This is a genomic window from Mycolicibacterium sp. P4_G11 (assembly GCF_056555145.1).
On sequence record NZ_JBFUJW010000004.1, the window covers coordinates 36,776 to 56,156 of the forward strand.

Consider the following 19,381-nt stretch of genomic DNA (forward strand, 5'->3'; position numbering starts at 1 on the left):
GGCTCCTAGAAGGTCAGGTCGGGGTCGGCGGAGACGAAGTAGGCGTCGACGTCGGCGGTGGTGCAGTCCGACAGATTAGCCGGGGACCACTGCGGGTTGCGGTCCTTGTCGACGAGCTGGGCACGGATGCCCTCCACGAAATCGTGGGACTTGTGCGACGCCATCGAGACCCGGAATTCCTGGGTGAGGACGTCCTCGAGGGTCGGCAGCTTGGCGGCGCGGCGCACGGCCTCCAGTGTGACAGTCAGCGCGATGGGGGACCGGGTGGCGATCAGGTCGGCCGCGGCGTTGGCTTCGGCGGCCTCATGGCCGCGCAGGTTCTCCAGAATCTCCGCGACGGTGTTCGCGGCGTAGCACTCGTCGATCCAATGCTGTTGTGCCAGTAGCTCACTGGCCGGCGGCTCGATGGCGTGCTTCGCCAGGGCCGCGTCGGGTCCATCGCTGATGACCAGGTCCCGGAAAGCGGCGAGGTCGGCCTGCGAGACGAAATGGTCGGCGAATCCCAGGGCGATGGCGTCCGCGCCGGAGAACGGGGCACCAGTCAGTGCGGCGTGCAGGCCGATCAGGCCGGGTGCCCGCGACAGCAGGTAGGTGCCGCCGACGTCGGGGATGAAGCCGATGCCGACCTCGGGCATGCCGAGCTTGGTCTTCTCGGTGACGACGCGGATGTTGCCGTGCGCGCCGACGCCGACGCCGCCGCCCATCACGATGCCGTCCATCAGTGAGACGTACGGCTTGGGGTAGCGGCCGATGTGGGCGTTGAGGAGATATTCGTCGTGCCAGAAGGTCCTGGCGTTGTCGTCGCCGGCCTTGGCGCTGTGGTAGAGCGCGATGACGTCGCCGCCCGCGCACAGGCCGCGCTCGCCGGCGCCGGTCAGCAGGACCGCGCGCACGCTGTCGTCGTGCTCCCACGCGGTGAGCGCGTCGGCGAGGCCCGTGACCATCACATGGTTGAGCGAATTGATGGCCTTCGGACGGTTCAGCGTGACGACGCCGACGCCGTTCTCGACATTTACTAGGATATCCTCGTTTTCCGCCACGGTAAGCAATCTAGATCGTTGCGCGTCGGCTACGTCGACCAGGTACCGTTTCACAGTAAGTTCCCAGTTTCTCCGTCTCGCCGGGAACCAACACCCGAAGTCGTACGTTGTGTGGGTGTTCGTCAGCAGACGGACCACAGCTTCAGGAGAGGAACCCGACGGTGCGCGAGAGCAGCAACCCGATATTTCGTTCCCTGCCCAAGTCGCAGGGCGGATACGCGCAATTCGGTAGTGGCGCAGCCGCATATGGTGCCCAGCAGACCATGGCCCAGCCGTACACCGAGTACCCGCAGCAGCAGGCTGGTTTCGCCCGCCCGCTGACCATCGATGACGTCGTCACCAAGACCGGCATCACGCTGGCGGTGCTGACGGTCAGCGCGGTCGTTTCGTACTTCGTGATCATGTCGAACCTGGCGCTGGCCGGGCCCATCGCCATGATCGGTGCCCTGGGCGGCCTGGTGATGGTCCTCATCGCCACGTTCGGCCGTAAGCAGGACAACCCGGGCATCGTGCTCACCTACGCGGTGCTCGAAGGCATGTTCCTCGGTGCCTTCTCGTTCATCATGGCCAACTTCGCGGTGTCCGGCGCCAACGCCGGCGCCCTGATCGGCCAGGCGATCCTCGGCACCTTCGGTGTGTTCTTCGGCATGCTCGTCGTCTACAAGACCGGCGCCATCCGCGTCACCCCGAAGTTCACCCGCATGATCGTGGCCGGCATGTTCGGCGTCCTCGCGCTGATGCTCGGCAACATGGTCATCGGCTTCTTCAACGGCGGCGCCGGCATGGGCCTGCGCAGCGGCGGCACCATCGCGATCATCTTCTCGCTGGTCTGCATCGCGCTGGCGGCGTTCAGCTTCCTGCTCGACTTCGACGCGGCGGACCAGATGATCCGCGCCGGCGCGCCGGAGAAGGCGGCATGGGGCGTCGCGCTCGGCCTGACCGTCACCCTGGTCTGGCTGTACGTGGAAATCCTGCGACTGCTGAGTTACTTCAACAACGACTAGCTCCGTTGACAGAGAAGGGGCGTCCGCTTCGGCGGGCGCCCCTTCTTCGTGTCACGGTGCTGTCGGTCAGACCACGCGCGGCGTGACCCTGCTCGCGGCTTCGGCAGCGTTGCGCCGTGCGGTGTCGACATCCGCGGCGCGGGCCAAGGCCACTCCCATCCGGCGAGTCCGGAAACTCTCCGGCTTGCCGAACAGGCGAATATCGGTGCCCGGCACCTGCAGCGCGTGATCGACGCCGTCGAAGACGATGCCCTCGGCCTCGACACCGCCGTAGATCACCGCGCTGGCCCCTGGCGTCTTCAGTGAGGTGTCCACCGGCAGGCCGAGGATGGCGCGGGCGTGGAGCTCGAACTCGTTCTGCCACTGCGTGATCATCGTCGTCATGCCGGTGTCGTGCGGCCGCGGGCTGACTTCGCTGAACCACACCTGGTCGCCCTTGACGAACAGCTCGACACCGAAAACGCCCTGCCCGCCGAGGTTTTCGGTGACCTTGTGCGCGATCTGCTGGGCGTTGGCCAAGGCGGTGGCCGACATCGGGTGCGGCTGCCAGCTCTCCACGTAATCGCCGGCGACCTGACGGTGCCCGATCGGTTCGCAGAACTGGGTCTCGACCTGGCCCTCGGCTTGAGCGCGGACGGTCAACAGCGTGATCTCGTAGTCGAAGTCGACGAAGCCCTCGACGATGATCCGGGTGTTGGTGACGCGCGCCCCGCCCATCGCGTAGTCCCAGGCCTTCGCGACGTCGTCCGGTCCGTCGAGCTTGCTCTGGCCCTTGCCCGAGCTGCTCATCACGGGCTTGACCACGCACGGGTAGTCGATGCCGCCATCGATGGCGGACTGGAGCTCTTCCAGCGAGTCGCAGAACTTGTAGGGACTGGTCGGTACCCCGAGCTCCTCGGCGGCCAGCCGGCGGATGCCCTCGCGGTCCATCGTCAGGCGGGCGGCGCGAGCCGTCGGGATCACCCGCACCACACCGGCGTCCTCGAGTTCCTGCAGCGCCGGCGTCGCGATGGCCTCGATCTCCGGCACCACGAGGTCCGGCTTCTCGGCCTCGACCAGCGCCTTGAGCTGGTCGGGGTCGGTCATCGAGATGGTGCGTGCGTGATGCGCGACCTGATGTCCCGGTGCGTTCGGGTAGCGGTCGACGGCAATGGTCTCGACGCCCAAGCGCTGCAACGCGATAAGCACTTCGCGACCGAGTTCGCCGGAGCCGAGCAGCATGACCTTGGTCGCGCTGGGCGACAGAGGGGTTCCGATGGTGATCATCGGGGGCTGAGTCTAGGGGGTGCGGCCCGATTTGCGTTGACCCGGAATCGTGGGCGCATGTCACTCGAACAAATGCGCCAAGGTTTCCGGGTCGACGTGAGTCATCCACAGTTCGCGATTGATCCACACTCCATGGCGCTCGACGCGGATTCGCGCCCAGTCTTGTCGGCCCACTGACCGACCGTGGCGGCATGAAAACAGATTCGGACCCATTCATCGGCAGCGAGGCGCTCGCGGCCAAGTCGCTCACCCGCTTTGAGCTCCGTCGCTATTACCGGGCGATACTGCCGAACATCTACGTGGACAAGCGAATTGACCCGTCGACGCTGCAGCGCGCGAAGGCGGCGTGGTTGTGGTCTGGGCGTGAGGCCGTCATCGCTGGAAGTGCTGCAGCCGCACTGCACGGCGCGAAATGGGTGCCCGACGACGTGCCGATCGAGCTCATCTATGCCACCTCCAAACCACCGAAGAGCGTCCTCGCCCGCGATGATCTGCTTCTTCCCGGCGAGAGCCAGGACGCCGGCGTCATGTTCGTGACCACACATGAACGCACAGCATTCGATCTCGGCAGACGAGGCCGGTTGACCGATGCGGTAGCCCGACTCGATGCGCTGGGTTCTGCCACCGGACTCAAGGTTGAACCGGTGCTCGAGATGGCGGCGGCGCACCCGCACGCGCGGGGTTTGCGTCAACTGGAGCGTGCGCTGGACCTCTATGACCCCGGTGCACAGTCGCCGAAGGAAACCTGGCTTCGACTGTTACTCATCTCGGAGGGATTCCCGAAACCGCAGACCCAGATTCCGGTGCCCGGTCCAGATGGCCGTCCCAAGTATTTCCTCGACATGGGTTGGGAGGAACTGATGCTGGCCGTCGAGTACGACGGAGAGCAGCACGCTTCCCAGATCGGCTACGACATCGTGCGAAGCGAATACATCGCCACGGCGGGGTGGACGGTGGTCAGGGTGGCCGCGGGACATCGCCGCGCGGAGATCGTCGCGTGGGTCAATCGGGCTTGGGCAAGGGCGCAGTACCGCCGGAATCCGGCGGCATTTCTGCCAGGGCGGACGACGTGAATTGCGGCAACGTTTCCGACTGAACACCACTGCCGCTCAGAAACACGTTGACCCGGAACTCTGGGCGCATGTCACTCGAACAAATGCGCCATGGTTTCCGAGTCGACGGCGTGGCGGCCGAGAAGCACGTTGATCCGGAACCCTGGGCGTTCGCTACTTGAACTTTTGCGCCATGGTTTGAGGGTCAACGCAAAACGAGGGCCCCGCACCGAAGCGCGGGGCCCTCGAAGAGACGAAACTAGCTGAGCCGCTCGATGATCATGGCCATACCCTGGCCGCCACCGACACACATGGTCTCGATGCCGAACTGCTTGTCGTGGGTCTGCAGGTTGTTGATCAGCGTCGCGGTGATGCGGGCGCCGGTCATGCCGAACGGGTGGCCGAGGGCGATGGCGCCACCGGAGACGTTCAGGCGGTCCTCGTCCATGCCGAGGGCGCGGGCCGAGCCCAGGACCTGCACTGCGAAGGCCTCGTTGATCTCGTACAGGTCGACGTCGCCGATGTTCATGTTGGCGCGGCCGAGGGCCTGCTTGACGGCCTCGATCGGGCCCAGGCCCATGATCTCCGGGGACAGACCCGACACACCGGTCGAGACGATGCGCGCCAGCGGGGTCAGGCCGAGGGCCTTGGCCTTCTCGTCGCTCATGATCACCAGGGCGGCGGCGCCGTCGTTCAGCGGGCACGCGTTACCGGCGGTGATGGTGCCGTTCGGGCGGAACACCGGGTTCAGCTGGCTGATCTTCTCGTAGGTGGTGCCGGCGCGCGGGCCGTCATCCTTGGAGACGATGGTGCCGTCGGGCAGGGTGACCGGCACGATCTCGCGCTCGAAGAAGCCGGCGTTGATGGCCTCTTCCGCCTTGTTCTGCGACCGGACGCCCCAGTGGTCCTGGTCCTCGCGGCTGATGCCGGTGTGCAGGACGACGTTCTCGGCGGTCTGGCCCATGGCGATGTAGACGTCCGGGAGGACGCCGTCCGCGCGCGGGTCGTGCCACTCGGTGGCGCCTTCGGCCTGCTTGAGGGTGCGGGCCTGGGCCTCGTCGAACAGCGAGTTCTTGCTGTTCGGGGCACCGTCGGCGGCGCCGACGCCGAAGCGCGACACGGTCTCGACACCGGCCGAGATGAACACGTCACCCTCGCCGGCCTTGATGGCGTGGAACGCCATGCGGGTGGTCTGCAGCGACGACGAGCAGTAGCGGTTGACGGTGGTGCCCGGCATGAAGTCGTAGCCGAGCTCGACGGCCACGGCGCGGCCGAGGTTGTAGGCGGCCTCGCCACCGGGCTGTCCGCAACCGATCATCAGGTCGGCGACGTCGCGCGGGTCCAGCGCGGGGACCTTGTCCAGTGCGGCGCGGACCATCTGCGCGGCGAGGTCGTCGGGCCGCATGGTGGCCAGCGACCCCTTGACGGCACGGCCGATGGGGGAGCGGGCGGTGGAGACGATGACGGCTTCGGGCATGACGGGAGCTCCTAGTGGATCAAAAGGAAAGGTATTGCTTTCCCTGGAATTTATCCCGTCACAGGAGCGACGATCGGCGCGGGTACGCCTGTCGTGCGCCGCCACAGACGCGACACGTTTGTCAACCGCGCCAGCGCGTTGGTCTCGTCGGAGGTCCTGGAGACCAGCGCCGATGTCGGCGGCGAGTCAGTTGTCCACTCGCCCAACGCTTCACACAAGGCGGGGAGCAGCTGCTGGGCGGCCAGCGAGTACCCGGCGGCCGACGGATGGAACATGTCCGAGGAGAAGAGCACCTCGGGTGCCTTGAGGAAATCGGGCGACAGCAGGTCGGAGAACGGCACCGGCACGCCGCCGAAGGTGCGGACCTGGCCGGCCTGGGCCCGGGCCAACCGCAGGCCACGATTGCGGGTGACGAAGCGCAGTGGTTGCGGGATGGCGGCGATGGCGCCGAAGTCCGGGCAGGTGCCGACGACGACGACCGCGCCGCTGGCGTGCAGGCGCTGCACGGCGTTGCCCAGCCGGTGGGCCGACTGCCAGATGCCGTTGACGGCGGTGATGTCGTTGGCGCCGATCATGATGACCGCGGCGTCCGGCGGTGGGCCCGCGACGAACATGGCATCGATCTGGCCCGACAGGCCCTTGGAGGTCGCGCCCACAATGGCCTTGGTGGACAGCCGGATTCGCTTGCCGGATTGCTGCGCCAGCCCGCGGGCCAGCAGTACGCCGGGCACTTCGTCGGCGCTGTGGCAGCCGTATCCCGTGGCAGTGGAGTCGCCGAAGACCATCAAATGCAGGTCGAAAGGCACCCCGCGCTGCCATTTTTCGACGGGTCCGCCACCGGGGCCGTAAACGCCGTCAGCCCTGGGCGGGACGTCCCACGACTTGGGTATCACTCGGCGGGCCTTGGCGGCCTGCCCGGTCAACAGGTTTCGCGCCCCGACGTAGAACGAGCCCGTCGAGGCAATGGTGGCTGCTGCCGCCAGCGCGATAGTCGTTCGGCGAGGTGCACGTGTGCCCACGGCGTTCAGTTTAGGTGCGTTGCGCAGATTCGCAGGTCGATGAACCCCGGGTGGCGCGGTTACGTAAATATATCGACTAGGGCATCAATTCGAGCACTTCGATTGTTGATCTATGTACCAGTGGCAAGCTAAGTTACGCGGGTTGTCTAACAAGTGACGTAGGTAACGAAGTACACCGGGAACTACAAAGGCGTAGGAGTGGTGGCGATGACCGCACCGAGTAGGGTCGTCAGGACCCATAGTGTTGGCATAAGTGCTGTTAAGGGGCGGAAACCACGCCGCTACCCGGTCAGCGACGGCGCGCCGGTAGAGATCATCGAGGACGGTCCGAGCCTTGCCGGACGCCTGATGTCAGTGGCCGCAACCCTCGCCATCAAGTCAACTCTGACCATCGGCAGCTACGTTCCGAAGGCCCCCTGGCCATGGGGAATGGTCGACTTCGTCGCCCGCGTCATGAGGCCCGAGCCGGGTACCATCCGCGCCACGATCGGTTTGCCGAACTGTACGGCGCAACTGGTCCGCGCCAAGGGCGTGCTGCCGGCCGACGGCCGGCGCAGCGTCATCCTCTACATGCACGGCGGGGCGTTCCTGACCTGCGGCGTGCATACCCACGCCCGCGTGGTGGGCGCGCTGTCGAAGTACGCCGACGCCCCCGTCCTGGTCGTCGACTACCGGATGATCCCCAAGCATTCGATCGGCGAGGCCATCGAGGACTGCTACGACGCCTACCGCTGGCTGCGGCTGAAGGGCTACGAGCCGGATCAGATCGTCTTGGCCGGGGATTCGGCCGGCGGCTACCTGTCGCTGGCGCTGGCCGAGAAGCTGCAGGAGGACGGCGAGCTGCCGGCCGCGGTGGCGACCATGTCGCCGCTGTTCGAGATCGACAACGAGAGCCGGGCCCAGCACCCGAACATGAAGTCCGACGCGATGTTCCCGGCGCACGCCTTCGACGCGCTGGTCGAACTCATCGAGGACGCCGCGTCGCGCCACATCGTCGACGGCCGGCCGGAAGAGGTGTACGAGCCGCTCGACCACATCGAGCCCGGGCTGCCGCGCACCCTGATCCACGTCTCCGGTTCCGAGGTGCTGCTCAACGACGCCCGCAAGGCCGCCCACATGCTGGCCGCCAGTGGTGTGCCGGTCGAGGTGCACGTCTGGCCGGGTCAGATGCACGTGTTCCAACTCGCTGCCCCGCTGGTCAAGGAAGCCGACCGCTCGCTGAAGCAGATCGGTGAGTACATCCGCGAGGCAACCTGGTAATCCGGTATGCGCAACCCGGGTGCGGCCTGACAACATGTACCCATGCGCATCGCCCGGCACATCAGTGAGCTCATCGGCAATACGCCTCTGGTCCAACTGAACTCGGTTGTCCCAGCTGGCTCCGGGGTGGTGGCAGCCAAGATCGAGTACCTCAACCCCGGCGGCAGCGCCAAGGACCGCATCGCGGTCAAGATGATCGACGCCGCCGAAGAGGCGGGACTGCTGAAGCCGGGCGGCACCATCGTCGAACCCACTTCCGGTAACACGGGCGTCGGGCTCGCCATCGTCGCGCAGCAGCGCGGTTACAAGTGCATCTTCGTCTGCCCCGACAAGGTCAGCGAGGACAAGCAGAACGTGCTGCGCGCGTACGGCGCCGACGTCGTCGTCTGCCCGACGGCCGTGGCCCCCGACCATCCGGACAGCTACTACAGCGTCTCCAACCGCCTCGTCACCGAGATCGACGGTGCCTGGAAGCCCGACCAGTACTCGAACCCGAACGGTCCGGCCAGCCACTATGAGACCACCGGCCCGGAGATCTGGGCTGACACCGACGGCAAGGTCACGCATTTCGTGGCGGGCGTCGGCACCGGCGGCACCATCACGGGCACGGGCCGCTACCTCAAAGAGGTCTCGGGTGGCCGGGTGAAGGTGGTCGGCGTCGACCCCGAGGGCTCGGTGTACTCCGGTGGCACCGGCCGGCCGTACCTCGTCGAGGGCGTCGGTGAGGACTTCTGGCCGTCGGCCTACGACCCGAGCATTCCCGACGAGATCATTGCCGTGTCCGACGCCGATTCGTTCGAGATGACCCGGCGCCTGGCGCGTGAAGAGGCCCTGCTGGTCGGTGGCTCGTGCGGCATGGCCGCGGTCGCCGCGATCAAGGTCGCCGAGCGCGAGGGTCCCGACGCGGTCGTCGTCGTGCTGCTGCCGGATGGCGGAAGAGGCTATCTGTCAAAGGTTTTCAACGACGAGTGGATGTCGTCGTACGGCTTCCTGCGGAGCCGGCTGGACGGCACACCGGAGGAACACACCGTCGGCGACGTGCTGCGCGGCAAGTCCGGTGCGCTGCCGGACCTGGTGCACACCCACCCGTCGGAGACGGTGCGCGACGCCATCGGCATCCTGCGCGAGTACGGCGTCTCGCAGATGCCGGTGGTCGGTGCCGAGCCGCCCGTGATGGCCGGTGAAGTGGCGGGCAGCGTGTCCGAACGTGAGCTGCTCTCAGCGGTTTTCGAAGGCCGGGCGAAGTTGGCCGACGCGGTGGCGCAGCACATGGGCCCGCCGCTGCCGCTGATCGGTGCCGGCGAGCTGGCGTCCGCGGCGGCCAAGGAACTGCGCGAGGTCGACGCCGTCATGGTCGTCGACGACGGTAAGCCCGTCGGTGTGCTGACCCGGCACGATCTGCTCGGCTTCCTGTCGCAGGGCGGCTCGCGTAAATAAGCCGCGTAAGCAGGAGAGATTGACTTATCTTCTCCGTTAGGGCGAGATGCTCGCTTCTCGCTAATTCACCTTTGGAAAGGCCGCAATGACCGAGTACCCGCCACCGCCGCCCGGGAATTTCCCGCCGCCCCCTCCGGGGAATTTCCCGCCGCCTCCGCCGGGCGGTTACCCGCCGGCTGGTGGATATCCCGCTGCAGGCGGCCCGCCGGACAACAACCTGGTGTGGGGCATCCTCGTCACCATCTTCTGCTGCTTGCCGTTCGGCATCGTGTCGATCGTCAAGGCGACGCAGGTCTCCGGACTGTGGCAGCAGGGCCGGCCTGACCTGGCGCAGGCCGCCGCCGACGAGGCCAAGAAGTGGGCCATGTGGGGCGCCATCGCCGGTGCCGTGGTGGCCGTGCTCTACATCGTCTTCGTCGTCGTGCTCGGCGCGTTCTCGTTCTCGACGTCGTACCCGGGCTAGTCAGGTCCGACGATGCAACACCTGCAGCGGCCCAAGGCGGTTAGTCCGCTCCTTGGGCCGCTCGGTGTTGCGGCAGCCGCCGGCGTCGTGTGCTGCGCGGTGTGGCTGAGCGACCCGACGGTGCCGGGTGGCCCGATTCCGGTCTGCCCCACCAAGGCGTTATTGGGCATCGATTGCCCTGGCTGCGGCAGCATGCGAATGCTGTATTCGCTGATGCACGGCGACTTTTCGGCTGCGCTGCACTTCAACGCGGTCGGTCTGATCGCCTTGGTACTGCTCATCTGGGCCTATGGCGCATGGACCTATGGCCGTGTCGTGGGCCGACGAATCACCAGTTGGCAGCATCGACGTTGGGCCGCTCCGGCTGTTTTGACGGTAATGTGCATTTGGTTTGTTATTCGGAATGTGCCGATAGCGCCGTTCATTTCGTTGTACGTGTAGTTCACGTTGTAACTAGAAACGCCACATCCACATCGCTCGGAGGGACGAAAGATGACGGACCAACCGACGGAAGGCACGCCGCCGGACGCGAATCAGCCGACGGAGTACATTCCGCAGCCACCGCCGGGTGGTTTCCCGCCGCCGCCTCCAGGAGGCGCTCCGACGGAGTACATTCCGCAGCCGCCGCAAGGCGGAGGATTCCCGCCACCGCCGCAGGGTGGTTACCCGCCGCCCCCGCAAGGCGGTTACCCGCCGCCTCCCGGCGGAGGCTTCCCGCCGCCGCAGGGTGGTTTCCCACCGCAGCAAGGTGGATACGCGCCGCCGCCACCTCCGGGCGGTGCCTACCCGCCGCCCCCGCCGCCCCAGGGTGGCTTCGCTCCGCCGCCTCCGGGGGCCTACCCGCCGGCCGGGTATCAGTACGGCGCGCCGGGCGGTGTGGCTCCGTTCAGCGTTGGCGACGCACTGGCGTGGGCGTGGAACAAGTTCACCAAGAACCCGGCGCCGCTGATCGTGTCGACGTTGATCTACACCCTCGTCGTCGCTGTGATCGCCGGCATCGTGCAATTCAGTGCTCTGGGCCTGGCTGAGACCTCGGTCTCGAGCTACTCGGCGGACGACGCCGGATTCAGCTACTCGTACAACATCACCTCACTCGGGCCCGCCAGCATCGCCATCCTGGTGCTCGGTTACCTCGTGCTGCTGGTTGTCGCAGCGGCGATCTCGTCGGCCAACTACGTCGGCCTGCTGGGCATCGCCGACGGACAGCCGACCACCATCGGGTCGTTCTTCAAGCCGCGCTACATCGGCCCGATGATCCTGCTGACGCTCATCGTGGGCGTGCTCGTGGGCATCGGTTACGCGTTGTGCGTGCTCCCCGGTTTGGTCGTCGCACTGTTCGCGATGTTCGCGCACCCGATTCTGGTCGATCGCAATCTGTCCCCGATCGACTCGCTGAAGGCCAGTATCGAGATCGTGAAAGCCAATGTCGGACAGGTGATCCTGGTCTGGCTGGTGGCAGGGTTGATCGTCTTCGCAGGCGCGTTCGCCTGCGGTGTCGGCATTCTGGTCGCGGGTCCGGTCGCCTCGCTGATGCTGGTGTACACCTACCGTCGCCTCAGCGGTGGTCAGGTTGCCCCGCTGACGCAGTAACGCTGTGACCTGTTCGGGGGACGTGGCCGGTTGGTCGCGGCCCCCGAACAGGTATGACGGCAGCAGATGAGACAGGACAACTTGAACTACACACCCTGGTGGGCCCGCGTGGTGGCCAGCCTGATCGACCGGGTCCCCCCGCTGTTCGTCATCATCGTCGGCGGGCTGATCGAGCGATCCCAGCGGGTGACGAAATGCCTTGCCGATCAGGCGGATTACAGCATCGGCCCATTCTGCGCCACCGGGAACTCGGTCGCCGGCGTGCTGATCTGGCTGGCCGGCGTCATCGTGGCGGTGCTGTTCATGGTGTGGAATCACGGCTACTTGCAAGGCACCACGGGCTCCAGCCTGGGTAAGCGGGTCCTGCATTTCCAGGTGATCGACGAAAAGACGGGGGAGCCTGTCGGTTTCGGTCGGTCGGTGCTGCGGCAGCTGGCCCACGTCGTCGACGCCGTCCCGGTTTACGCCGGGTACCTGTTCCCGCTGTGGGACGCCAAGCGGCAGACGCTGGCGGACAAGATCATGTCGACCGTCTGCGTGCCGACCCGTTGATGACGTATGCCCCGTGGTGGCGCCGCGCCGCCGCCACCGTCATCGATCTGCTGCCGCTGCTGGTCCTCACCGCGGCCGGCGCGGCGCTGGTCTGGCTCACCCGAGACCGGGTGTGCGACACCGACACCTCCGCATTCGACGGCGGCGCGCAATGCGGCGACGGCTACTCGACGCTGGGCTACGTCAGCCTGGTCACGACCTGGGTGCTCATGGTGGGGTATCTGGTCTGGAACTTCGGCTACCGCCAGGGCCGCACCGGCGCCAGCCTCGGCAAGACCGCCCTGCGCTGCCGAGTGGTCGGCCAAACCTCAGGGGCGCCAATCGGTTTCACGCGGTCGCTGCTGCGGCAGGCCGTGCACCTGACCGACCTCTCGATCGTCGGCTATCTCTGGCCGCTGTGGGACGCGCACCGGCGGACCTTCGCCGACATGGTCATGGGGACGGTCTGCGTGACACCGCCGCGCAAGCGCACTCCGGTCAGCGGAACGCACTGACTCCCGTCAACGCCTGCCCGATCACCAACTGGTGCACCTCGGACGTGCCCTCGTAGGTCAGTACCGACTCCAGATTGTTGGCGTGCCGGATCACCGGGTACTCCAGAGTGATGCCATTGGCGCCCAACAGGGTTCGGCACTGCCGGGCGATCTTGATGGCCTCGCGGACGTTGTTCAGCTTGCCCACGCTGATCTGCTCGGGCTGAATCTTCCCGGCGTCCTTGAGCCGGCCGAGCTGCAGCGCGAGCAGCTGCGCCTTGCCCAGTTCGACGGCCATGTCCGCGATCTTGGCCTGCGTCAGTTGGTATTCCGCGAGCGTCTTGTCGAACACCGTGCGGGTGCCGACGTAGTCCAGCGTCGCCTGCAGGCAGTCGCGGGCCGCACCCACCGCGCCGAACACGATGCCGAACCGCGCCTCCGACAGGCAGCTCAGCGGTCCGGCCAGACCGCGGGCGCCGGGCAGCCGCGCGGACTCGGGCAGCCGCACGTCATCGAGGCTGAATTCCGAGGTGACCGAGGCCCGCAGCGACATCTTGCGCGTCATCTCGCGGGCGCTGAAACCCGGTGTGTCCGTGGGCACCGCGAACCCCAGCACGCCCTCCTCGGCGCGGGCCCACACGACCGCGACATCGGCGACCGAGGCATTGGTGATCCACATCTTCGACCCGTTGAGCACCCAGTCGTCGCCGTCCCGGCGGGCGGTGGTGCGCATGCCACCGGGGTTGGAACCGAAGTCGGGCTCGGTGAGACCGAAACAGCCGATCAGATCACCCGCAGCCATCCCTGGCAGCCACTGCTCACGTTGCTCTTCGCTGCCCCAGTGGTGAATCGCGAACATGGCGAGCGAACCCTGCACCGACACCAGCGAACGGATGCCGCTGTCGACCGCTTCCAGTTCCTGACACACCAGCCCGTACGCCGTCGCCGTCGAACCGCTGCAGCCGTACCCGGTGAGGTGCATGCCGAGCAGGCCCAGCTTGCCCACCTCGGTGGCGATCTCCCGCACCGGCACCGAACCGTTCTCGAACCACTCGGCGATGAACGGACGCAGCCGCTGTTCGCCGAACTGGCGCACCATGGTGCGCAATTCGATGTCCTCGGCGCTCAGCAGGTCGTCAGTGCCGAGCAGGTTGTCGATCGAGGCTGTCATGGTGCAGTTCTACACCGGGAGTTCGGCGTAAGGCGAGTGCCCGCCCCGGCTACGCTGGTCGCTCAGGGACAGACGGGGTGGACGATGACAGAGCACGAACAGAACCAGGGCGCGGGCGAGCCGGAGGCTTCGACCCCGGCTTACGGCATGCCGCCGCTCCCGGCCTATGGCGCGGAGCTCTACCCGCCGACACCGGCGCCCGAAGCATTTCCGCCGCCGGTTCCCGGGTACCCGGGCCCGGGCTACCCGCCGCCGGTCGCGCCGTATCCGCCTGTGGCCCAGGGCTACCCGGGCATGCCGCCGATGCCCGGGATGATGCCGTTCGGGTACGCGCAGCCGCCGAAGACCAACGGGCTGGCCATCGCGTCGTTGGTCTGTTCGCTACTGGGCCTGGCGACGTGCGCGGCCACCTCGATCCTCGGGGTGATCTTCGGGCACCTCGCCAAGTCGCAGATCAAGCAGAGCGGTGAGGACGGCGACAGCATGGCTCTGGCCGGCTTGATCATCGGCTACATCGGTTTGGCGATCTTCGCGTTGATCGCCATCTTCTACTTCGGCCTGATCGCGTTCATCGTGGGCAGCAGCGGCACCACCACCTACTAGACGGGAAGTCAAGCAATGTCGAATCCATACGAGCCGACGTCGAATGCATACGAGCCCGGCGACAGTTCCGGTCAGCAGCAACCGGGCGAGCCGCAGTTCGGCCAGCCCGAATACCCGGGTTACCCGCAGCAGCCGGGCTATCCGCCACAACCGGGTTACCCGCCGCCCGGATACCCGCTGCAGGGGGGATACGCGCAGCCGGGATACCAGCAGCCGGGCTACGGCTATGGGCCGCAGTACGCGGTGGACCCCTCCGCACCGTTCGGCCGTGACCCCATGACGGGGCTGCCCCTGTCGGACAAGTCCAAGGTGACGGCCGGCCTGCTGCAGATCCTGTTGGGCGGCTTCGGCGTCGGGCGATTTTATCTCGGCTACACGACCATCGGTGTGCTGCAGCTCGTCGTCTCGCTCGTCACCTGCGGCATCGGTGCCATCTGGCCCCTCATCGACGGCGTCATGATCCTGATGGGGAACGTTCCCGACACCCAAGGTCGCAAGCTGCGCGACTAGGCTGGCGCCTGTGAGTGAGCAGCGCAGCCAGGCAGACCACTACCGCGCCTACGGGCCGTCGACCCGGGCCATTCATGCCGGGTTCCGGCCGGACCCGCAGACCGGTGCCGTCAACACCCCGATCTACGCCAGTTCGACGTTCGCGCAGGACGGCGTCGGCGGGCTGCGCGGTGGGTTCGAGTACGCCCGCACCGGCAACCCGACCCGGTCGGCGCTGGAGACGCTGCTGGCCGCCGTCGAGGGCGGGAACTACGGCCGCGCGTTCAGCTCCGGCATGGCCGCCACCGACTGCGCGCTGCGTGCCGTGCTGCGTCCGGGCGACCACATCGTCATCCCCGACGACGCCTACGGCGGCACCTTCCGGCTGATCGACAAGGTGTTCACGCAGTGGGGCATCACGCACACACCGGCGCAGCTGTCGAACCTCGACGAGGTGCGCGCGGCGATCACGTCGAAGACCCGGCTGATCTGGGTGGAGACCCCGACCAACCCGCTGCTGTCCATCGCCGACATCGCGGCCATCGTGCAGATCGGCGCGACGTCGGGGGTGAAGGTGTTGGTGGACAACACCTTTGCCTCACCGGCGCTGCAGCAGCCGCTGTCGCTCGGGGCGGACATCGTGCTGCACTCGACCACCAAGTACATCGGCGGGCACTCGGACGTCGTCGGCGGCGCGCTGGTGACCAACGACGAGGAACTCGACGCGAAGTTCGCGTTCCTGCAGAACGGCGCCGGTGCGGTGCCGGGTCCGTTCGACGCCTACCTGACCTACCGCGGCCTCAAGACGCTGCCCCTGCGCATGCAGCGGCACTGCGAAAACGCCTTGCGGGTCGCCGAATTCCTCAACGACCACAAGGCGGTCACGACGGTGCTGTACCCGGGGCTGTCGAGCCATCCGGGCTACGAGGTCGCTGCCAAGCAGATGAGCGGGTTCGGCGGCATGGTGTCGGTGCGGCTGCGCGGTGGCGAGCAGGCCGCACGCGAATTGTGCTCGCGTACCGAGATTTTCATCCTCGCCGAGTCGCTCGGCGGGGTGGAGTCGCTGATCGAGCACCCGGGCGCGATGACGCACGCGTCGACCGCCGGCTCGCAGCTGGAGGTGCCGAGCGACCTCGTTCGGCTGTCGGTCGGTATCGAGGATGTGGCCGACCTGATCGGTGACCTGGAGCAGGCGCTGGGTTAGCCCGCCGACTGGCTGGTTGTGGCACGGAAACTGCGAAAAGCCGTGTCATGACTGGCCATTCGGCGTCAGGAGACGAGAGCGCCCCGTACCGCGGCGGCCGTGACGGCGAGGTTCACCTCGGCGACACCGGTCTCGTATTCGTTGACCCAGTGGCCGCTGGCGATGTCGCCGGCGCGGGCATGTACCCACCGCCAGCCGCGGTCGTTGAGGCTCATCATGGACCCCAGGCCGTCCACGGTGTGCAGCAGTGTGACGATGGCCGCGGTCGGAGGGCTGGGTGGTCGGCGGTCGAACAATGCCGACAGCAGCTCCGCGCGGGCCTGGCCGACTCGCGCCCGGTCCGTCAGCGGCAACGCGTACTGCGGCCGGAACCTGTTGCCGCCCAACGGCTGCCGGCGTAGCTGCCCGGCGCGCTCCAGCTGGTCGATGAGACTGCTCTCGGTGCCTTTGCGCAATTTGGACAACACGTCACCAGGCCGCCGCGGTCGCTGACGCAGTAACTCCAGCGCCGGCGTGGACACCGGGTCGACGGCCCCGTCGCCCGAGAGGGCGACCAGGTGTCCATCGGGTGCGCCGTCACCTGGCGAGGCGGGCCGAATACGGCACGCCAGCGCCAGGTCCAGCAGGACGGCACCGGACAACACCCGGTGCCGACGTGGTTGATCAAGACCTGGCTGTGCGGACGAGTTGTCCAGGAGCAGCAGATACAGGTCCTCGGCGATCTGAGCCATGGATCGTCAGCCGGTGGCCTCAGTCGTTGTAGGGCTAGGCGTGATAGGGCTCGGCCTTGACCAGAGTGACCTTGACGGTGGCGCCGCTGGGCACCGTGTAGCTGCGCTCCTCGCCGACCTTGGCGTCGATCAGCGCGTGGCCGAGCGGCGAGTTGGGGGAGTACACCTCGAGCTTGCCGTCGGTGACGCCTTCCTGGCGAGTGGCGATGAGGAACGTCTCGGTGTCCTTCTCGTCGCCGTCGTAGAAGACGGTGACGACGGAGCCGGGCAGCGCCACACCGGACTTCTTCGGGGCCTCGCCGACCTTGGCGAGGCTGAGCAGATCCTGCAGCTGGCGGATACGGGCTTCCTGCTGGCCCTGCTCATCGCGGGCTGCGTGGTAGCCGCCGTTCTCGCGGAGGTCGCCCTCTTCGCGGCGGTCGTTGATCTCCGCGGCGATGATCGGGCGGTTGGCGATCAGCTGGTCGAGTTCGGCCTTCAGGCGCTCGAATGCCTCTTCGGTGAGCCAGGTGACCTGGGTATCGGTCATGTCTGCTGCTCTCCTGTCGTTGTAAGTGCTTGTGTGCCCCGGCGTCGTGTCCGGGGTTGCCCCGTTACCGGGGCCGGCGGCGCTGCGATCGCGAGGGCATCGCTAGGTTTTGGGTCCCCCAGAAGGTGCCTGCAGGTGCCCGCTAATGCAGCAATACACGGCCCCAGTCGGAACCGTGTACTGAGCAAGCGTACCACTTGGGCGTCTCCGAACCGTCATGATTTCGCAGTTCGCAGTTCGCCGGATGGTTGGTTGCCCGGCCGTCGATCAGGGCGCGACCAGGTACGACGGCACGTCGGTGCCACAGCCGTAAACATCGCCGACGACCGGCGGTTTTGTGGACTTCACGACCGCGGTCACCTGGATGGTCTTGGCCTGTGCCGGCTCGATCAGGATCTCGCGCCGCCCGGTTTCGCTGCCGTCGAGGGCCCTGGCCCGCACGATGCACACCGCCGGCTGCGCCGGGTCCTCGCGCGTGACGGAGATCGTCACCGCCACAGTTTCGTTGTCGACCAGCTTGTAGGTGCTCAATTCGCCCTTGACCGGGGACGTCCCGAGGCGCTGGAAACCGACGAAGGCAAGCGCCACACCTGCGACGACGATGAGCAGCGTGAGGCCGATCGCGATGCGGCGACGGGTCAGCCGGGACATGCGCTGCTGCCCGTAGCGGGCGGTCGGACGCTCGATCATGGCTGCTTTGGGTGCCCCATCGGTCGGTTCGGATTGCTTGGACTGGAACTATAGGACCCAGCGACATGGTTGGACTCCATCGAGTTGTCCCACCGAGTAGAGACAGTAGGTAAGGCACACGTGAGCGAACTGCGGTTGATGGCGGTGCACGCGCACCCCGACGACGAGTCGAGCAAGGGTGCGGCCACCACGGCCAAGTACGCGGCCGACGGCGTCCGGGTCATGGTGGTGACCCTGACCGGCGGCGAGCGCGGCGACATCCTCAACCCGGCGATGGACCTGCCCGAGGTGCATGGCCGGATCACCGAGGTCCGCCGCGACGAGATGGCCAAGGCCGCCGAGATCCTCGGCGTCGAGCACCACTGGCTGGGGTTCGTCGACTCCGGGTTGCCCGAGGGTGACCCGCTGCCGCCGCTGCCCGACGGCTGCTTCGCGGTGGTGCCGATCGAAGAGCCCGTCCGCCGGCTGGTGCAGGTGATCCGCGAGTTCCGTCCGCACGTGATGACGACCTACGACGAAAACGGCGGCTACCCGCACCCCGACCACATCCGCTGTCATCAGGTGTCCATGGCCGCCTACGAAGCGGCCGCCGACCACGTGCAGTTCCCCGACGCCGGTGATCCCTGGAGCATCGCCAAGCTCTACTACGGCCACGGGTTCCTGCGCCGGCGCATGCAGCTGCTGCAGGACGAGTTCGCCAAGCACGGGGAAGTCGGGCCGTTCGAGAAGTGGCTGCAGCACTGGGACCCCGAGCACGATCCGTTCGCCAACCGGGTGACCACCCGCGTCGAGTGCGCCGACTTCTTCCGGCAGCGTGACGAGGCGCTGCTGGCCCACGCCACGCAGATCGACCCGAACGGCGATTTCTTCCGCGCGCCCATCGAATGGCAGCAGCGGCTGTGGCCGACCGAGGAGTATGAATTGGCCCGATCCAGGGTTCCGGTGACGTTGCCCGAGACCGATCTGTTCACGGGAGTATCGCTGTGATTTCTGTTCCGCTCACCATCCTGCTGGCCGAGGGTCCGCGCCAGACGGGTCCCGACTTCGGCAAGGCCAGCCCCGCCGGGTTGGTGATCACGCTGATCCTGTTGATCGCGGTGGTGGCCCTGGTCTGGTCGATGAACCGGCACCTGCGCAAGTTGCCCGAATCCTTCGACCCCGCGCATCCCGAAGCCGATCAGGCGGTCGACGACGGCACTGTCGGTGGTGTGCCACTGGAAGCTCCGGATGCCGATGCTGGGCACAAGGATGCGGGCAAGCCAGATGCTGGGTCAGACTCCCGGGATGGCTAAGTCTGATGCACCGGGCTTCTCATCGCGGCTCGTACCTCA

The 19,381-nt window shown here is 66.9% G+C and carries 22 protein-coding genes; 14 read left to right on the forward strand and 8 right to left on the reverse strand.

Features of this window, described 5'->3' with window-relative positions:
• Window positions 1–5: 5 nt before the first annotated feature.
• Entirely contained in the window at window positions 6–1,040 is a 1,035-nt protein-coding gene (locus AC1U2B_RS09645; protein WP_480216649.1) for an enoyl-CoA hydratase/isomerase family protein, read from the reverse strand.
• Window positions 1,041–1,201: 161 nt separating this feature from the next.
• On the opposite strand from AC1U2B_RS09645, the gene AC1U2B_RS09650 reads away from it, so the two are divergent.
• On the forward strand, window positions 1,202–2,044 hold the full coding sequence (locus tag AC1U2B_RS09650) for a Bax inhibitor-1/YccA family protein (protein ID WP_480216650.1): 843 nt from the start codon (window positions 1,202–1,204) through the stop codon (window positions 2,042–2,044).
• Window positions 2,045–2,110: 66 nt separating this feature from the next.
• Here the strand turns inward: AC1U2B_RS09650 and purT are convergent, their stop codons facing one another.
• A complete protein-coding gene (purT, locus tag AC1U2B_RS09655; RefSeq protein WP_480216651.1) occupies window positions 2,111–3,310 on the reverse strand; it encodes a formate-dependent phosphoribosylglycinamide formyltransferase in 1,200 nt (399 codons plus the stop codon).
• Between the two features lie 191 nt (window positions 3,311–3,501).
• Between purT and AC1U2B_RS09660 the strand changes: the two genes are divergently transcribed.
• On the forward strand, window positions 3,502–4,383 hold the full coding sequence (locus AC1U2B_RS09660) for an endonuclease domain-containing protein (protein WP_480216652.1): 882 nt from the start codon (window positions 3,502–3,504) through the stop codon (window positions 4,381–4,383).
• 238 nt (window positions 4,384–4,621) lie between these two features.
• On the opposite strand, the gene AC1U2B_RS09665 is transcribed toward AC1U2B_RS09660, so the two are convergent.
• Together AC1U2B_RS09665 and AC1U2B_RS09670 are read right to left on the reverse strand one after the other, a co-directional pair.
• Window positions 4,622–5,839, reverse strand: coding sequence for an acetyl-CoA C-acetyltransferase (locus tag AC1U2B_RS09665; protein WP_043395831.1), 1,218 nt, complete (start codon window positions 5,837–5,839; stop codon window positions 4,622–4,624).
• A gap of 50 nt (window positions 5,840–5,889) precedes the next feature.
• The gene (locus AC1U2B_RS09670) at window positions 5,890–6,858 is read right to left on the reverse strand and encodes an SGNH/GDSL hydrolase family protein (RefSeq protein WP_043395828.1); all 969 of its coding nucleotides are present in this window, start codon (window positions 6,856–6,858) and stop codon (window positions 5,890–5,892) included.
• A gap of 207 nt (window positions 6,859–7,065) precedes the next feature.
• On the opposite strand from AC1U2B_RS09670, the gene AC1U2B_RS09675 reads away from it, so the two are divergent.
• The 7 genes from AC1U2B_RS09675 to AC1U2B_RS09705 all read left to right on the forward strand — a co-directional run bounded on the left by AC1U2B_RS09675 (window position 7,066) and on the right by AC1U2B_RS09705 (window position 12,654).
• Window positions 7,066–8,118 carry an alpha/beta hydrolase gene (locus AC1U2B_RS09675; RefSeq protein ID WP_480216653.1) on the forward strand — a complete coding sequence of 351 codons (1,053 nt, stop codon included), beginning with the start codon at window positions 7,066–7,068 and terminating at the stop codon, window positions 8,116–8,118.
• Window positions 8,119–8,160: 42 nt separating this feature from the next.
• Window positions 8,161–9,555, forward strand: coding sequence for a cystathionine beta-synthase (locus AC1U2B_RS09680; protein WP_260972662.1), 1,395 nt, complete (start codon window positions 8,161–8,163; stop codon window positions 9,553–9,555).
• A gap of 85 nt (window positions 9,556–9,640) precedes the next feature.
• The gene (locus tag AC1U2B_RS09685; RefSeq protein ID WP_043395822.1) at window positions 9,641–10,018 is read left to right on the forward strand and encodes a CD225/dispanin family protein; all 378 of its coding nucleotides are present in this window, start codon (window positions 9,641–9,643) and stop codon (window positions 10,016–10,018) included.
• Window positions 10,019–10,030: 12 nt separating this feature from the next.
• Window positions 10,031–10,459, forward strand: coding sequence for a DUF2752 domain-containing protein (locus tag AC1U2B_RS09690; RefSeq protein WP_260943265.1), 429 nt, complete (start codon window positions 10,031–10,033; stop codon window positions 10,457–10,459).
• Between the two features lie 51 nt (window positions 10,460–10,510).
• The gene (locus AC1U2B_RS09695; RefSeq protein ID WP_480216654.1) at window positions 10,511–11,608 is read left to right on the forward strand and encodes a DUF2189 domain-containing protein; all 1,098 of its coding nucleotides are present in this window, start codon (window positions 10,511–10,513) and stop codon (window positions 11,606–11,608) included.
• Between the two features lie 66 nt (window positions 11,609–11,674).
• Window positions 11,675–12,160: an Rv1078 family RDD domain-containing protein gene (locus AC1U2B_RS09700; protein WP_480216655.1), complete on the forward strand. Its 486-nt coding sequence runs from the start codon at window positions 11,675–11,677 to the stop codon at window positions 12,158–12,160.
• On the forward strand, window positions 12,160–12,654 hold the full coding sequence (locus AC1U2B_RS09705; protein ID WP_480216656.1) for an RDD family protein: 495 nt from the start codon (window positions 12,160–12,162) through the stop codon (window positions 12,652–12,654). Before AC1U2B_RS09700 ends, AC1U2B_RS09705 begins: the two co-directional genes overlap by 1 nt.
• On the opposite strand, the gene AC1U2B_RS09710 is transcribed toward AC1U2B_RS09705, so the two are convergent.
• Window positions 12,638–13,804 (reverse strand): acyl-CoA dehydrogenase family protein, encoded by a 1,167-nt coding sequence (locus tag AC1U2B_RS09710; RefSeq protein ID WP_260943259.1) that lies wholly within the window; start codon window positions 13,802–13,804, stop codon window positions 12,638–12,640. The two genes, AC1U2B_RS09705 and AC1U2B_RS09710, sit on opposite strands and share 17 nt — an antisense overlap.
• Window positions 13,805–13,888: 84 nt before the next feature.
• On the opposite strand from AC1U2B_RS09710, the gene AC1U2B_RS09715 reads away from it, so the two are divergent.
• From AC1U2B_RS09715 to AC1U2B_RS09725, 3 genes are read left to right on the forward strand one after another with little or no spacing between them, the layout of a single operon-like run.
• Window positions 13,889–14,407, forward strand: coding sequence for a DUF4190 domain-containing protein (locus tag AC1U2B_RS09715; protein ID WP_082067843.1), 519 nt, complete (start codon window positions 13,889–13,891; stop codon window positions 14,405–14,407).
• Between the two features lie 15 nt (window positions 14,408–14,422).
• Window positions 14,423–14,917, forward strand: coding sequence for a TM2 domain-containing protein (locus AC1U2B_RS09720; RefSeq protein ID WP_480216657.1), 495 nt, complete (start codon window positions 14,423–14,425; stop codon window positions 14,915–14,917).
• A gap of 10 nt (window positions 14,918–14,927) precedes the next feature.
• On the forward strand, window positions 14,928–16,100 hold the full coding sequence (locus AC1U2B_RS09725) for a cystathionine gamma-synthase (protein ID WP_043984694.1): 1,173 nt from the start codon (window positions 14,928–14,930) through the stop codon (window positions 16,098–16,100).
• A 65-nt stretch (window positions 16,101–16,165) separates the two neighbouring features.
• Here the strand turns inward: AC1U2B_RS09725 and AC1U2B_RS09730 are convergent, their stop codons facing one another.
• From AC1U2B_RS09730 to AC1U2B_RS09740, 3 genes are all read right to left on the reverse strand, one after another.
• On the reverse strand, window positions 16,166–16,831 hold the full coding sequence (locus AC1U2B_RS09730) for a GOLPH3/VPS74 family protein (protein WP_043395811.1): 666 nt from the start codon (window positions 16,829–16,831) through the stop codon (window positions 16,166–16,168).
• 34 nt (window positions 16,832–16,865) lie between these two features.
• The gene (gene greA, locus AC1U2B_RS09735) at window positions 16,866–17,360 is read right to left on the reverse strand and encodes a transcription elongation factor GreA (RefSeq protein WP_043395809.1); all 495 of its coding nucleotides are present in this window, start codon (window positions 17,358–17,360) and stop codon (window positions 16,866–16,868) included.
• 267 nt (window positions 17,361–17,627) lie between these two features.
• A complete protein-coding gene (locus tag AC1U2B_RS09740; protein WP_071289760.1) occupies window positions 17,628–18,050 on the reverse strand; it encodes a DUF4307 domain-containing protein in 423 nt (140 codons plus the stop codon).
• Window positions 18,051–18,170: 120 nt separating this feature from the next.
• Here AC1U2B_RS09740 and mca point away from each other — a divergent pair, with 120 nt between their 5' ends.
• Together mca and AC1U2B_RS09750 are read left to right on the forward strand one after the other, a co-directional pair.
• On the forward strand, window positions 18,171–19,037 hold the full coding sequence (gene mca / locus AC1U2B_RS09745) for a mycothiol conjugate amidase Mca (protein WP_071289761.1): 867 nt from the start codon (window positions 18,171–18,173) through the stop codon (window positions 19,035–19,037).
• Window positions 19,034–19,342 (forward strand): hypothetical protein, encoded by a 309-nt coding sequence (locus tag AC1U2B_RS09750; RefSeq protein WP_071289762.1) that lies wholly within the window; start codon window positions 19,034–19,036, stop codon window positions 19,340–19,342. Before mca ends, AC1U2B_RS09750 begins: the two co-directional genes overlap by 4 nt.
• The last annotated feature ends 39 nt before the right edge of the window (window positions 19,343–19,381 follow it).